The sequence below is a fragment of the Ruegeria sp. BK1 genome (assembly GCF_056535645.1).
Genome location: NZ_JBQFIS010000001.1, coordinates 128100 through 142928 on the forward strand (window position 1 = coordinate 128100; position 14829 = coordinate 142928).

Annotated in this window: 14 protein-coding genes; 10 read left to right on the forward strand and 4 right to left on the reverse strand. The window is 55.6% G+C overall.

The annotated features are described in order from the left end of the window. Positions 1-159: 159 nt before the first annotated feature. Positions 160-1458 (reverse strand): tetratricopeptide repeat protein, encoded by a 1299-nt coding sequence (locus tag ACR3E7_RS00635; protein WP_480505619.1) that lies wholly within the window; start codon positions 1456-1458, stop codon positions 160-162. 173 nt (positions 1459-1631) lie between these two features. Between ACR3E7_RS00635 and ACR3E7_RS00640 the strand changes: the two genes are divergently transcribed. The 6 genes from ACR3E7_RS00640 to ACR3E7_RS00665 all read left to right on the forward strand — a co-directional run bounded on the left by ACR3E7_RS00640 (position 1632) and on the right by ACR3E7_RS00665 (position 7719). After that, on the forward strand, positions 1632-3329 hold the full coding sequence (locus tag ACR3E7_RS00640; protein WP_170791502.1) for a sulfatase-like hydrolase/transferase: 1698 nt from the start codon (positions 1632-1634) through the stop codon (positions 3327-3329). 49 nt (positions 3330-3378) lie between these two features. Next, entirely contained in the window at positions 3379-3861 is a 483-nt protein-coding gene (locus ACR3E7_RS00645; RefSeq protein ID WP_480505621.1) for a hypothetical protein, read from the forward strand. Between the two features lie 63 nt (positions 3862-3924). After that, on the forward strand, positions 3925-5025 hold the full coding sequence (locus ACR3E7_RS00650; protein ID WP_170775043.1) for an alpha/beta hydrolase: 1101 nt from the start codon (positions 3925-3927) through the stop codon (positions 5023-5025). A gap of 72 nt (positions 5026-5097) precedes the next feature. Then, the gene (locus tag ACR3E7_RS00655; protein WP_480505623.1) at positions 5098-5571 is read left to right on the forward strand and encodes a DUF3300 domain-containing protein; all 474 of its coding nucleotides are present in this window, start codon (positions 5098-5100) and stop codon (positions 5569-5571) included. Between the two features lie 14 nt (positions 5572-5585). Next, on the forward strand, positions 5586-6395 hold the full coding sequence (locus tag ACR3E7_RS00660; protein ID WP_480505625.1) for a hypothetical protein: 810 nt from the start codon (positions 5586-5588) through the stop codon (positions 6393-6395). Between the two features lie 52 nt (positions 6396-6447). Continuing rightward, positions 6448-7719 (forward strand): MFS transporter, encoded by a 1272-nt coding sequence (locus ACR3E7_RS00665; RefSeq protein WP_480505627.1) that lies wholly within the window; start codon positions 6448-6450, stop codon positions 7717-7719. 146 nt (positions 7720-7865) lie between these two features. On the opposite strand, the gene ACR3E7_RS00670 is transcribed toward ACR3E7_RS00665, so the two are convergent. Beyond that, positions 7866-8660, reverse strand: coding sequence for an IclR family transcriptional regulator (locus ACR3E7_RS00670; protein WP_170775035.1), 795 nt, complete (start codon positions 8658-8660; stop codon positions 7866-7868). A 264-nt stretch (positions 8661-8924) separates the two neighbouring features. On the opposite strand from ACR3E7_RS00670, the gene ACR3E7_RS00675 reads away from it, so the two are divergent. The 4 genes from ACR3E7_RS00675 (at position 8925) to ACR3E7_RS00690 (ending at position 12245) form a co-directional block, all read left to right on the forward strand. Next, positions 8925-9689 (forward strand): SDR family oxidoreductase, encoded by a 765-nt coding sequence (locus tag ACR3E7_RS00675; RefSeq protein ID WP_480505629.1) that lies wholly within the window; start codon positions 8925-8927, stop codon positions 9687-9689. Between the two features lie 16 nt (positions 9690-9705). Next, positions 9706-10551 (forward strand): fumarylacetoacetate hydrolase family protein, encoded by an 846-nt coding sequence (locus ACR3E7_RS00680; protein WP_480719387.1) that lies wholly within the window; start codon positions 9706-9708, stop codon positions 10549-10551. After that, complete coding sequence (locus ACR3E7_RS00685; protein WP_480503360.1) at positions 10548-11837, forward strand: L-fuconate dehydratase; 1290 nt, start codon at positions 10548-10550, stop codon at positions 11835-11837. Before ACR3E7_RS00680 ends, ACR3E7_RS00685 begins: the two co-directional genes overlap by 4 nt. A 150-nt stretch (positions 11838-11987) precedes the next feature. Then, a complete protein-coding gene (locus ACR3E7_RS00690) occupies positions 11988-12245 on the forward strand; it encodes a hypothetical protein (RefSeq protein ID WP_480503368.1) in 258 nt (85 codons plus the stop codon). Positions 12246-12706: 461 nt separating this feature from the next. Here the strand turns inward: ACR3E7_RS00690 and ACR3E7_RS00695 are convergent, their stop codons facing one another. Then, positions 12707-14089 carry a sensor histidine kinase gene (locus ACR3E7_RS00695; RefSeq protein ID WP_480503359.1) on the reverse strand — a complete coding sequence of 461 codons (1383 nt, stop codon included), beginning with the start codon at positions 14087-14089 and terminating at the stop codon, positions 12707-12709. After that, positions 14086-14754: a response regulator transcription factor gene (locus tag ACR3E7_RS00700; protein ID WP_480503358.1), complete on the reverse strand. Its 669-nt coding sequence runs from the start codon at positions 14752-14754 to the stop codon at positions 14086-14088. The genes ACR3E7_RS00695 and ACR3E7_RS00700 overlap by 4 nt, the downstream gene beginning before the upstream one ends. Between the last annotated feature and the right edge of the window lie 75 nt (positions 14755-14829).

Below are 14829 nucleotides of genomic sequence, written 5' to 3' on the forward strand. Positions count from 1 at the left end.
GCTGTTGCCTATGTGAAGCCCAAACCATGTTTGCGCGATCGACACAGCTCCGAAGCATGTAGGCGCAGTCCGAGTGATCGGAACTGAGCGCGACCCATCTCCGCTCGCTAGCTCAACCCACGCAATCAAAAAAGAAAACAATACTACAATCGAATGGACTTATCGCGAGACCGGATCGATCCATCCAGCAGCCGCCAATTGTCGCAAAACACGTTCGGCATCGGCTATGTCCTCGAACAAGGCTTTTAGGACCTGCGAAACACGGCTTTCCGGCCACGACGTTTGAAACGCAACAACCATTTCCCTAGCTTTTTCATGCTGTCCAGATGCCTGATAGGCAGCGATAAGATGGGCGGTGTTGATCTCGCTTATTGGACCTCCAGAACGGACCGCTTGCGTCAGGTGAGTGATCGACTTTTGGTATTCACCCGCGTGGAAATACGCATTCCCCAATGTGTTGCGCCAAGGCAGCCCCCGCCCGGGGCGATGTTGATGAAGTTTTGGGTTTGCGTTGGCTATCGCCCGTTCGAAATCGCCCGAAAACACCGAAATTATGGCATCGATTTCAAGCGCGTATAGGTCATCGGGCTCAAGCTCTAAGGCACGGCGACTGGAGGTTTGCGCTGAAGCAAAATCGCGACGTACCATTTGCGAAAAGGCCCTGGCGGAATGGCTCCATGATTTGGTCGAATCCAGTTCGAGCGCGCGTTCCGCCAATTCATTAGCTGATTGCATATAGGCCTGACGCATCTCCGCGTTGGGGGACAGCCCGGCAAGTATGGTCGACGCCTGCGAAGCCCCCGCGTAGCTGCCATAGTAGTTCGGGTCCAGTCGCATTGCCTCTTCGAACATGTCCAGCGCTGCTGAAACGCGTACCAGTTCGGGCGCAGGAAACAGCAAGCCCCGCGCCTCTTGGGTCATGTTTCTGGCCAAAAGGTTGGTGGGATTATTTTCGAACAACGCGGATCGTGCTTCAGGCGATAGCGCCTCAGGGGTTGTGTCCGTGCGCAAGAAGCTGAAATAGACCGCTGCCGCAAGCCCTGCAACAAGAGTGCCTCCCAGAACCCATTTTACCCGAAATGCGGGACGAGCCCGAGGGGCCGGCTCGGTCGTCTTAGACCTCAGTTCAAAACGAGGGGTGTAGCCCCCCTTGTCGATATAAATACGCACCGGGTCCTCTCGACCTTCGGTGCCATAGTAAAGATCCAACCTTTGGCGCAATCTGGTGGCATCGACCCTGACCACGTTTTCTGGCGCACCATCGGCACATGGGCCTTTGTGGTACACCTCTTCCAGGATCCTTTTTCCCAAAATCATGTCTGGTCGCCCGGCCAGTTCCTGTTCGACTACGTAGGTCAGGAAAGCCCTCAGGCGTTCGGCCCCGCCGAATTCGTCGCTTTCAACAACGCGACGCAGAGCGGCTTGCTTTTCCTCTCTGTCAATTTCGGTCTCAGCCATAGGCGGGTCGCCTCACAGACAATCTGTAACGGTTACACGCCCCAAGTTACATTGTTCGGTGGCGTTTTGCATCATCCAATTGTCTGCACAACCATCTGATGGTTCAGGCTGTTTCGGAAGTTTCCGACCCGCAGGGCGATCAGGGTTCTTGGATCAGAAAACGGGATGATAGCATGACAGAGCCGCGCAATAGCCACACCCTCGCAACCGCGCTGATCGCAGGTATTTCGGTGTTGACCGGCACGCAAGTCGGCGCGCAGAGCGGGCCGATCGTCAGGGACGCCGAATACTACATTCTCGAAGCGCAGAACGGCGAAGAATGGGCGCGCGAAGATCAGGAAATCGACGCAGCACTGGCCCAATTTCAGGACGCTAATGACGGCAAGCCACCGAATGTTCTGTATATCTTGATTGACGATATCGGCTTTGGCGATCTGGGCAGTGAAACCCTGAACATGATCCGTGGCTACAAGACCCCCGCGATCAATCAATTCGCCGCCGAAGGTATGCGGCTGGCGCGGATGTATACGGAACCTTCCTGCACACCAACCCGCGTGGCTTTTATGACCGGCCGACAGCCGCATCGGAATGGGATGGGCAACACGCAGGTCGAGTTAGCGGGCTTCGGCCTAGCTGAAGATGAGGTGACACTGGCCGAACTGCTGTCAGATGCCGGATACAACACCGCCCATATCGGAAAGTGGCACATGGGCGATATCCGCGAGTCCTGGCCAAATTACCAAGGTTTCGATTTTGCGGCTTTTCCGATCCATCAGCAGGGTCAGTTGACGATCTATCACGACGATGCAGCCGACGAGGAGGTCTCGATTGGGATCGGCGACAACAACTATGACGATCTCTATACGATGGATCGTTGGTTGCGCACTGACGCTTCGCGTTTGGCCACTGGAGTGGAAGGCGTGCGCAACGAGGACGTGCGCGAGGTCCATATGGAACCGGGCGAACGTTGGAACGAAGCCAAGTACCATGAAATGAACGTGCGATATCAAGAGCAGGCAATGGAACAGCTACGTAGCCTTGCCGCCAAGGACGAGCCGTTCTTCTTGCAATACTGGCCGCTTTATCCGTTAACCGGACCGCGCACGACAACCAGCGAATACACGACGCCCAATGGCGGTCACTATGTCGAGAAAATGAAGCTGGTGGACAGCTGGATCGGCGACCTTTTGGCCGAGATGGAGACGTTGGGCGTCGCCGACAACACCATCGTCATCATCATGGGCGATAACGGCCATTTCACAAAATACGCGCCTCAGTCAGGCTACACGCCCATGATCTTCCGGGGCGGCAAGGGTGCCACGACCGAGGGTGGCGTTCGCGTGGACGCCTTTGTTCGCTGGCCCGAGATGATCCAGGCCGGATCGGTTGTTGGCGATATGGTCCATGTCACCGATCTGTTCACAACGCTAGCGCGTGTGGCTGGGGCCACTGATGCCATCCCGCGCGATCGGGTCATCGACGGTATTGACCAGACATCTCTGCTGCTGAAGGGCGAGGCGCATGGCCGCCGGGACTATGTGTTCCTCTACAACATCGACAAGTTGGAGGCTGTGGTTAAAGAGCAATACAAGCTGGCGATCCCCGGCGGAAACATCGAAAACGCGATCCTCGCGGATTTCTACGACCTGTTTCGCGACCCACAGGAAAAATATCCCGTCTCGACCGAGATCGGTGCCTGGGGCAGCGCGAAATTCGTCAACATGATCCAGCGGCATTTCCTACGCAAACAGAAATACCCCGATACGCCTCCGGGCACCGGTGTCCCTTATGACGGGATCGTCAACCTACGTCCCGAAACCAAGGCTGTTGTCGAGGAGTTCTTCTTCATGCGGCAAACACCCGAACAATAAGTCCCCCGAGACACATCCTTTGAAACCCTAATCCGAGTAGGAGACCGCAATGATCCCGTTTATTTCTAAGAAAACAGCACTCAATACCGTTGCCATCCTGGCGCTTTCCTTTACTCAGATACCTGCGGCCACAGCGCAGACGGCCAATGCCCCCTGCGGAGAAAACCTGCCGCTTTCCGGAAAGATCACCTTTGACGGCCAAAGCTTCTCGATCCTTGTTGGGGTTCGATGGGGCAAAGGTGTTCTGACCTTGAATGACGGGCAAGAGATCCCCTTCTCGGCCAACGGCGTGAAGGCCTTGGAGTCGGGTGCTCGCGTGGGCGAGATTGAGGGTGAGGTATATGGTCTGACCGACCCGCTGGATTTTGTTGGGCAATATTTCGGAGTGGCCGGTGGTGTTGTCCCGGTTCAATCGGCTGGTGATATTACGCTGGTCAACGCTGCGTGCGTAGTGATCGTTGCGCGCCATAAATCCACGGGTGTAAAGCTGTCGGCCCCGGTCGAACAATCCATAAAGATTCAGTTCCAATGACGCCTCCGGGGGGCGCCCAATATAGCGGCCCCACTCGACAGACCTGTAACAGGACTGGTTTCAATGCGCTTTTTGATCGTCATGCTGCTAAGTGTTTGCGCGGGGTGCGGCGGGCCCCAAAACCTTGTGGGCGTCGAAACCGCAATACCGGTTTCCAGCGTTCCGGAACTCACCCGCCATAGGATCTACATTGCGACGCCGCGCGCTCTGTCTGACGACCCATCCGAGTTCTTTTCAGGCGACCGCGCCTCTGACATGAGCTTTGCTGCTGTCGACGTCACCATCCCCCCGGATCATCAGAAAGGGAATATTGAACGACCGTCATCCCTGCCTGCCGACCCACGCAAGCATTTCGTGATCACAGCACCGCAGTTGTTCAGTGACGGAACCCAATTCAGGCAAGAAGTCAGCCGTTCGGTGCGAGCTTTGCCCCGCAATGATCACGAAGTGCTGTTGTTCGTGCATGGCTATAACACGAACCTGACCAGCGCGGTTTTGCAAATGGCCCAATTCGTCGAAGATTCCGGATACAAGGGGGTCCCGATCTTGTTCACCTGGGCTTCAAGCGGGCAGACCGTCAAATATGTCTACGACATAAACAGCGCCCTGATCGCTCGAGATCACCTGGTCAGCATGTTTTCCGTCATGGAAAGCAGCAACATTGAAGGATACGATCTAGTGGCTCATTCGATGGGCACATTCCTGGTCATGGAGGCCGGGCGGCAGATTTCAATGACGACCGGGCTGAACCCGACGGGGAAGGCCCAAAACGTCGTTCTGGCCGCACCCGATATAGATATCGATCTGTTTCTGACGCAAATTCGCAGGTTTCCGGAACAGTATCGACGGTTCGTCGTGCTTGTGTCTCAGGATGACAAGGCGCTCAGGGCCAGCCAACGGGTCGCCGGCGGTGTCTCGCGTCTGGGGCAGATCCCAGCCGAGGATTTGGCCGAACTGGGCGTCAATGCAATCGACCTGAGCGCAGTCAAAAATACGGGCTCATTGGCACATTCGAAATTCAAGGACTCGCCCGAAATCGCGCAGTTGATCGGCACTGCCCTGAGTGAAAACTCAAGTTTTGAATCGGATGTCAGTTTCCCTGTGGGTCGCAAAATTGGCACCGGCATCGACGGGCTGCTGCAAGTTGTGAGGGTGGGCGGATGAATAGACCATCCAGTCGCGCCAGTAACTGCCTTGTCCTCGGCTTCAGCGAATTTCGGAAAAGGAATCCCTGAGATGCGCACAAGATCGACCGTTTTTTTGGCATTTCTATGGATCGCTGCCGTGTTGGTTGCACCCGTCGGAGCAACGGCGCAGAACACAACGACCGAGCAAGCGGCGGAAACAGCGGACGAGGCCCAGTTTACGGCGGAAGAGCTTCAGAAACTTACCACTCCGGTTGCGCTTTATCCGGGTACGCTGCTGATTCAGATGCTTGTCGCGGCGACCTACCCGCTTGAAGTGTCCAAGGCAGATCAGTTTGTTCAGGATAACGCGGGCCAACAGCCGGACGCCCGCAAGACGCTGATCGAAGAACAGGGTTGGGATGGCAACGTGACAGTGTTGGCCACCGCATTTCCGGAAACACTGAAGAAAATGGCCGCACATACCGAGTGGACCGAAACGATCGGGGCCACAACCCCGGCCAACGCGTGGTGCAGACGACCCGCGGCGCAGATAGTCCGTCACATGCAAAATGACGCTGGTTGAGGAGAAATTGAAACATGCATCGGAAAAATTTGTCCGAAACACACCGGAGTAGCCATCAGGGAAAACGTACCCAGATCGCAGCATGGAAACCTGCAGTCGCCTTGGCGCTGACTTTTGCACCTCTTTCCGGACAGGCTCAGGAGGCGGCATCCGAGTGGGATTTCGGACTGACCCCATATCTTTGGATGCCCAGTCTGAATGGCGACGTATCTCCGGGGCCGAGAGCGCCGACATTGGGTGTCGATGCGTCATTCAGTGACTTGCTGGACGAGCTGGAAATCGGTTTCATGATTGCTGGATCAGCAACAAAGGACAGGTTCGGTATTTTCGGTGATCTTCAATATTTCGATTTCGACTCGGACGCTTCAACACCTGGCCCGGCATTTAGCTCAGCCGTTATCGACACGGATATTCTGATCGCAACGCTTGGCACAGAATACGTGGCACTAGCAACTCAAACATCCGAATTGAAACTGGTTGTTGGCTTTCGGTATTATGACGTATCCATTGACGGCTCGCTAAGGGCTGGAACCGTTCCGGGCCGTGAGGTCAGCGGAGGGGACGAATGGCTTGACGGTATCTTTGGCCTTCGCGGTCGATCGAGTGTTTCAGAAGACTGGTATGTGACGGGTTGGGCATTCGTTGGTGGCGGGGGGTCGGATTTTACCTCGGATGTGTTCGGCGGTTTCGGCTATCGGGTGAGTGACACCGTGGATGTGGTCGGTGGCTACCGGTACTTCTCTGTCGATCGCGAGGATGGAGACGGGTTCGTCTATGACGTTGAACAGCACGGTTTGCTCATCGGCGTGAAATTCAAGCTGTAGACAACGATAACTGTCGTCGGGTCCGTAGCTTGCAAACCAATATGAGGCTGAAATGACGATATCCATTGTGTCTCTGCGTTCGTTGTTTGTGTCCATTGGAATGATCCACCTGTCGACGGCGGCTTTGGGCACCTTGGTGTCGTTGCGCATTGCGGATGCCGGTGGCAGCCAAGAGGCAGCGTCTTTCGTCGCTGCAAGCTATTCTCTGGGTTTCTTGCTTGGGTGTTTTTTTGTCTTTCGGCCTTTGGCCCGGATTGGTCACATACGGGCATTTGCAGCCTCGGCGGCATTGTGCTGCCTGTGTGCCCTGTTGTTGTCGATCTCAGAAAACACCTTTGTCCTGATTGCTGCGCGATTTGCGACCGGATTGGCTACGGCCAGTCTGTATTCCATTGGGGATGCGTGGATCAACGACTCTGCACCCGCAAATAGCAGAGGGCGCATCCTGTCCATCTACTACATCGTTTTGGGTGTGACGTCTGTCGCAAGCCAGGCCTTTATCATACTGTTCTCGGGCGATTTGTCCGAAGCGTTTGTGATGATGTCCGCACTTTATTCGATTGCGATCATCGTTCTGGTGCCGACTCGAACCTCTCCCCCCAGTGTACCTGCGCACGCGCAGTTGCGCCTTATCGCGTCCTTCCGGGAATCCCCAACCGCGTTCATCGGAGTGTTTGTGAACGGCTTCGTATTGGCGCTGCTGCTGACTGTTTTGCCTTATCAGGCTTCGGTCGCAGGGATGAGCGCAAATATGATCGCGTTTGTCGTGGCAGCCTTCTACTTGGGACGTATTCTGTTTCAGTTCCCAATCGGCCACGCATCAGATCGAATGGACCGCCGCTATATGATCGCAGCGATGTCACTGAGCGCCGCCTTGACCGTCATGATCCTGTCAATTGCCTCACGCAACGAGGGGTTTACAATCGCCGGGGAAAGCGGGCTCGTGCTGCAAGTTGTCATGATAATCGGCTCTGTGTTTCTGGGAGGCCTGATCATGCCGCTCTATTCGGTCCTTGTTGCGCATGCCATGGACCGTACAGTTCCTGTTTATGTAGGCGCCACAGCTGTCACCTTGTTGTTTGTTTACACCGTCGGCAGCGTGGTCGGGCCAATTTTTGGGGGTATCGGATCTCTTCTTGGCAGTGACAGAGCGGTCCAATGGATGTGTTGGGTGCTGATGCTGGTCGCTGGTATGTTCACCGTTGTCCGCCTCAAAATGCGCGAGAGCGTCCCCCACGCTGAAGCAGCCAGTGGGGTAGCCGCGTCTCCGACGTCGGTGTCCATATCCCCAGAAACAAAAAGGCCCGAGCATTCGCGTTTCTAAGCGATTTCTGAAGGAAACTTTGCGTCGGTTTAAGCCGGTAACAAGTCAACGGCAGTCGGCCGAGGGCTGCCGCAATTACTGCACCGGGTACCCTGCGTCCGTTGTTGGGTCAGCGGAGCTTCAATGGGGTCACATAACCTTTCCCGTCAATGCTCGGTCAGTAAACTGCTTTCGCCAGAGTAGAAATTGGTAAGCTCGTCGGCCAAAGACTGATACAACAGATGTACTTCATCCAACGATGGCACGTCTAACTTGTCGATACGCTCGACATAGGGGCAGTTCACGACACAAATTGGCACACGTTCACGGTCGAAGACGGGAAAGGCAAGGTTCGTGACGCCCACTGCTGTTGCAGATGGCATACGCTCGTAACCAACTTCCCTAATACGGCTCACATGCTCTAGGAACTCACTGCGGTCGATTTCCGGTTCTCCCTGTGCCAACCGATGCATATCCAGAAGTTCCTCGATCTGCTGGTCGCTTCGAAACGCAGCCAAAACGCGGCCAGTACCTGTGTTGCTTAGGCCAATGACAGTGCCTACGCGCAACGAAAACACCCAATTTCCTGGGGCCGAAACCGAAGCAACGACGACGATGTCTCCATTGCTTTCCATACCAAGGTGACAAGACTGCCAGGCAAGTCTGGTGACTGCGCGCATTTTGGGGGAGGCAACCTCCATCAGGCGTTCAATTGGTGGATGCCCCTGGGACACTGCGAACATTTTCAGGCTTAGGGAGTAAAGATCACCGTCCTTCGATCGAACGACATACCCCCGCCGCACCAATGTGGATAGCATTCGGTAAATTTCGCTTTGCGAACGTTGCAAGGCTCGCGCAATTTCACCTTGTGATATTCCGTCGCCGTGAAGGGCAAGAAGCTCAATAATATCAAGTCCTTTTTCTAACGCTGGAGCGCGGTATTTCTCGGACGAATTTGCCACTTTGCCCTCCTGGTCAGGCCGATGAGTCTGAGCGTTCGATCATCGCTTGGGTCGTAGTCAGAAGTCAATGTTGATTTATAAATGAAAGTATGATTTGCATTTAAATATAGTGGGGAGGAATCATGGTAGAAAAGACCGCCCAAGCCAAATTCCAGAGCGCTGACGCATTGCTGGTCTGAGCGAGGCTGAAGTCCAATGTAAAACTCAGGCTAAAGACGGCTGGCTTTGATCGCTCACATCGGCCAACACATAACATCTGAACCAATGATCGAGATCGATATGAACCCAACTCAGGGCCGAATGGCCGGAAAAAAAGCTTTGGTTACCGCTGCGGGGCAAGGCATCGGACGCGCCAGCGTCGAGAGGTACGTGGCCGAGGGCGCTCAGGTGATAGCTTGCGACATCAACGACGACACCTTGGCTGAACTGGCCGAACTCGAAGGTGTCACCGCGTTGAAGCTGGATGTCACAGACGCGGATGCAGTGACAGAAGCGGTGGAGCAAACCGGTCCTCTGGATGTTCTGTTCAACTGCGCAGGCTTTGTGGGCGCGGGCTCGATCTTGGATTGTGACGAGGGCCAGTGGGATTTCAGTTTTGATCTGAACGTCAAGGCAATGTACCGGCTGGCCAAGCTGGTGCTGCCGGGCATGTTGGAGGCCGGCGGGGGGTCGATCATCAACATGTCCTCGGTTGCGTCATCGATTAAGGGTGTGCCGAACCGGTTCTCTTATTGCACGTCCAAGGCTGCGGTGATCGGGCTGACAAAGTCAATTGCAGCGGATTTCGTAACACAGGGCATTCGCTGCAACGCAATTTGCCCCGGAACCGTAGACAGCCCCAGTTTGCATGACCGTTTGCGGGCAACTGGTGACTACGATCAGGCACTGAAAGACTTTATCGCGCGGCAACCGATGGGGCGGATTGGCCACACAGACGAGATTGCAGCGCTGGCGACCTATCTGGCCAGCGATGAAAGTGGATTTACCACTGGACAGACTTTCGCCATCGACGGCGGCTGGACCGTGTAAGCAAGGAGAGACTTAGATGAAACTGCTGCGTTATGGCCTGGCTGGTCAGGAAAAGCCGGGGCTGCTGGATGGAAACGGCGCGATCCGTGATTTGTCGGGCACGATTGGAGACATCTCGGGCGAGGTGTTGTCCGATGCCGGTCTTGATGCTTTGCGAGCTATCGACACGGCAACCTTGCCGTTAGTCGAGGGCAACCCGCGCATTGGGGCCTGTGTGGGCCAGGTGGGCAAGTTCATCTGCATCGGCCTGAACTATGCCGACCACGCCGCCGAAAGCGGCATGGAGCTGCCCGCCGAACCAGTCATCTTCTTCAAAGCCACATCCGCAATCATCGGTCCCAATGACACGGTCGAAATCCCCCGCAACTCGGTCAAAAGCGACTGGGAGGTCGAGCTGGGCGTGGTGATCGGGAAAGAGGCGAAATACGTCTCGGAAGAGGACGCGCTGGATCATGTCGCGGGCTATTGCGTAGTCAATGATCTGTCCGAGCGAGACTTTCAGCTGCACCGCTCGGGCCAGTGGGTCAAGGGCAAGTCTGCCGACACGTTTGGCCCAATCGGCCCCTGGCTGGTTACGCGCGATGAGGTGCCGGATCCACAAAACCTGCCGATGTATCTTGAGGTCAACGGGCATCGCTATCAGGACGGCTCGACCAAGACGATGCATTTCGGCGTTGCCACGGTGATCTCGCACCTGTCGCAATTCATGTCGCTGCAGCCGGGGGATGTGATCTCGACCGGGACGCCTCCGGGTGTTGGGATGGGACAGAACCCGCAAACCTATCTGAAGCCCGGCGACAAGATGGAGTTGGGGATCGAAGGACTGGGCGTGCAACGGCAGGATGTAAAGGCCAGCGCATGACCAGCATCACCGGCATTCGAACCGAAGACTTGCGCTTTCCGACCTCGGACAGTCTGGACGGATCGGATGCGATGAACCCCGATCCCGACTATTCCGCCGCGTATGTGGTGCTGGAAACCGATGGTGCGCATGAGGGCCACGGCCTCACGTTCACCATTGGGCGCGGCAATGAGATCTGCGTGGCCGCGATCAAAGCGCTTGGCGCTTTGGTCAAGGGTTTGGAATTAGAATGGATCACCGAAGATATGGGCCGCTTCTGGCGTTATATCACCGGAGACAGCCAGTTGCGCTGGATCGGGCCGGACAAGGGTGCGATCCATCTGGCTACGGGCGCGGTGGTGAATGCGGCGTGGGACTTGTGGGCGAAAGAGGCGGGGAAACCCGTCTGGCAATTGGTGGGTGACATGTCCCCCGAAGATATCGTGCGCCTGATCGACTTTCGCTATCTGACCGATGCGATCACCCCGGACGAAGCGCTGGCCATGCTGCGCGCCGCCGCGCCGGGCAAAGACAACCGCATCACCAAGCTGAAAGCCGAAGGCTACCCGTGTTACACAACCTCGGCCGGGTGGCTGGGCTATCCCGACGACAAGCTGCGCCGCCTGTGTCAGGAGGCCAAGGACGCAGGCTTTACCCACACCAAATTCAAGGTGGGCCGCGACCTTGACGATGACATCCGTCGTCTGACCATCGCCCGCGAGGTTCTAGGCGAAGACATAAACATCATGATCGACGCCAATCAGGTATGGGAAGTGGATCAGGCCATCGACTGGGTCAAGGCCCTGTCCTTTGCAAGCCCGTACTTCATCGAAGAACCCACCAGCCCCGATGACGTGTTTGGCCACAAGGAAATCCGCGAAGGGGTTGCGCCGGTCAAAGTGGCGACGGGTGAGATGTGCCAGAACCGGATCATGTTCAAACAATTCATCAAAGAAGGCGCGATCGACATCGTTCAGATCGACAGCTGTCGGATGGGAGGATTGAACGAGGTTCTGGCCGTCATGCTGATGGCCGCGAAATACAACTTGCCCGTCTGGCCCCATGCCGGGGGCGTGGGTCTGTGCGAATATGTCCAACATATGTCGATGATCGATTACATCGCGATCTCGGGCGAGAAAGACAGCAAGCGGATCGAATATGTCGATCACCTGCACGAGCACTTCGTCGATCCCTGTGTGGTGAGAAACGGGGCCTATATGGCGCCGGAAAAGCCAGGGTTCTCGATCGAAATAAAACCCGAAACCATCGAAGATTTCCGTTTTTCAGCGGAACTGGCGGCGGAATAAATGCAAAGGTCTGAACAATTTCGGTAGACCGGCGAAGGTCTTCAAGCAACCCGAAGGAATTGCTCCTAAGGATGAAATTTAAAAAAAACCGCCTTTGGGATCGCCCGTGTTCTTGCACTCGGAGAAAAGGCTGGTCTGGTAAAGTAGACTCTGCGTTTTGGCCGTGTCCACGGGGCTTCAACACCATATCTTACAGCGGCTGTGCGTGTCGCCGAGCTTTTGCAAGAAAAGACCATCGATCGTTTCATGTTGAAGGTCTGCCCGCCCTCGCAATTGAGCGAAGAGGCTGCGCTGAATGAGGCGCTGTCGCTGGGTACGGTTGACACGCCATTTGCCGGTGCTGCGTTCCTGGGTCAGTCTTTAGGCCCGGTTAGCATCTCGGGTTACCTGTCTACTCTGCGGCCTTAGGGTCGCTGGAAAGCCCATGTGAACTTGGATCTGTTCAATAAGATGGCGGCTGAATACAAAAACATATCGGTCGATTCCGTATCAACGATCTCTGAGGACGCACCCTAAACACCCGAAACCACTGTGGTATAAACCGGGGCATTTCTCGGAAGGTTCAACCCCAAGAGCTGAGTGTCGTTCCATGTTCCGATGAACTGGTCGGGGTGGTAGGATTCCTTGCCGACCAATGATTAGACTCAGCTTTTCAGCGAAGCCCGAGAAATTGGGGCGAATTCGGGGGTATTTTAACCGCTAGAGAGGTGGTTAATGGGCGCGGCCTAGACAGCCAGATCGACAGCCCACTGGTGCTGAAACGTCCGCTGACGCGTCGTTCCGGAGGGCTGATGTGGGTCGCTGATGCTGGCGGGTTGGGGGCGCGTTTGGGCCAAGTGCAGCGAAGGACTGGTTAGAGCCCGACGCGGTCAATCGAAAGAACGGTCCAGGACTATGGGGAGCTCAAGCGTAATGCTCGCTCCTCTTTCGACTAGGTTGATTTCGACCATTCCTCCGTGGCGCCGCGCCACTGCAGAGACGATTGACAACCCCAATCCGCTGCCCTCGGAGTACTCCAACTGAGAAAACCGATTGAATGCCGCTTCGCTTTGGTCTGGTGAAAGGCCAGCACCATCGTCGGTCACAGTTAGGTTGACGCATTTGCCGTCACACCGCAGCACAACTGAGATTTGGCTCAACTTTGGGCCACCATGTTTGACCGCGTTATCCAGCAGGTTCTTTAGAGCCTCAATCAGAAAGACACGGTCGCCGAACACCGTGACCGCCGTCTCAGGCATCGTGACATCGAACTCGATGCCCTTTGCAAGGATATTAACTCCCATCTCAGCGCAGGCTTCTTCCACGACCGAGCGAAAGTCAATTTCAACCATTTGATTTTCGTGCGTCGGCTGCCTGAGCCTTTCAAGCGATAACAGCTGTTCCGCCACCGTCGCTGAGTTTTTTGCAGCCGCAACAAGCTCTGAGATGCGTTTTTCTCGGTCGTCATCCGTTTTCGCGTCCTGTAGCGCTTCGGCCATTGACTGCACGGCTGCCGCCGGATTTCGCAGCTGATGTGCTGCTTCGGAAATAAACACTTGATGGGCGCTGATACTATTTTCCATCTGTTCAAAAAGCCGGTTCAGGGTTCTGACAACTCCTTGAACTTCGACTGGGACAGCGCGCTTGATCTCACTGAGGTCATCTGGTGAACGCAGGTCAATTGCGTCCTGCAAATCCAACAACGGCCTAAGGCCACGAGCGACGCCGAACCACACCACAATAGCGAGGGTGGCCAACAGAACGCCCATCAGAATTCCTGCGCGGATAGACAATTCATTCGCAAACGCATTGCGATCCGCCATGCGTTGCCAAACTGTAACTGTCGCATCTCCGATTAGATTGTCTATGGTCACGCGTTCCGTCATCTTAAGAACGCGCACTGGTTCTTGGCGGTAGAGCGCTTCGAAAAACTGCGGTTTGTACACCTCTTGAGCAGATGGGTTTGTGGCGGCCGGAGGGTACGCGTAGCCAGTCACATAGATGCCGCCGGGGCCTGTTACGTGGTAAAAAATCTCTCCGCCGGACGCGTCGCGGATCATGCTGCGTGTCGTTGGTGACAGCGCATCACCCCCCGAAATCGCAACATCTCGCGATATGGCTAGGCCAGCAGATAACAGGCTGTCGTCGAACAATTCCTGCGCCGTATTCTGTGCAATCATAAAGCGCCAAAGACCAAGCAAGGCTGCAATTAGTACCAAAGGGGTTAGGATAAGAATGAAAAGTCTTAACCTGAGCGAGCCGTGATTGATCACTTCTGCACCTCAAGCAGATATCCCAGACCACGGGCTGTCTTTATTCTAATACCGAGATCCTGAAGACGTTTTCTCAGCCGAGATACATGAGGCTCAACGGCAGAGGCCTCGACATCGGCACCTACGCCATAGACGTAGTCTGTTAGTTGGCTTTTGGGAACAATTCTGCCCCTGCGCTCCAACAGGCATTCAAGCACCGCGATTTCCCGCCGCGGTATATCCATAACTTCGCCTCGGACACTGACCTGACGTGCGGCACGGTCGAACTCTAGGCCTCCGATGCTCTCTTTAGCTCCGTAGTCGAGATCTTTGCGTCGAGAAAGCGCCCGGATGCGTGCTTCCAACTCGTCCATTTCGAACGGCTTAACCAGATAATCATCTGCACCCATATCCAAACCTGAAACCCGGTCGCTTGTTTCGGCACGGGCCGTAAGCAAGATCACCGGTACGCCGTCACCACGATTGCGAAGAGATTTCAGGATCTCCAGCCCAGATTGTCCGGGCAAATTGATATCCAGAACAACCAAGTCTGCGCCTTCTTGCGCAAGATACAAGTCAGCCTCGTTGCCGTCCGCAAGCACTTCTGCCGCATGACCGCGGTCACGCAGACGATAGGCAATAGCGTTGGCGAGGGTCTCGTTGTCTTCGACGATGACGATCCGCATCAGGGCTCCTGCAAGTTTCGCGCAAGGTTGGCGCTCCATGATTGCCAGATGGGAGGGGGAATCAACCCCACAGTT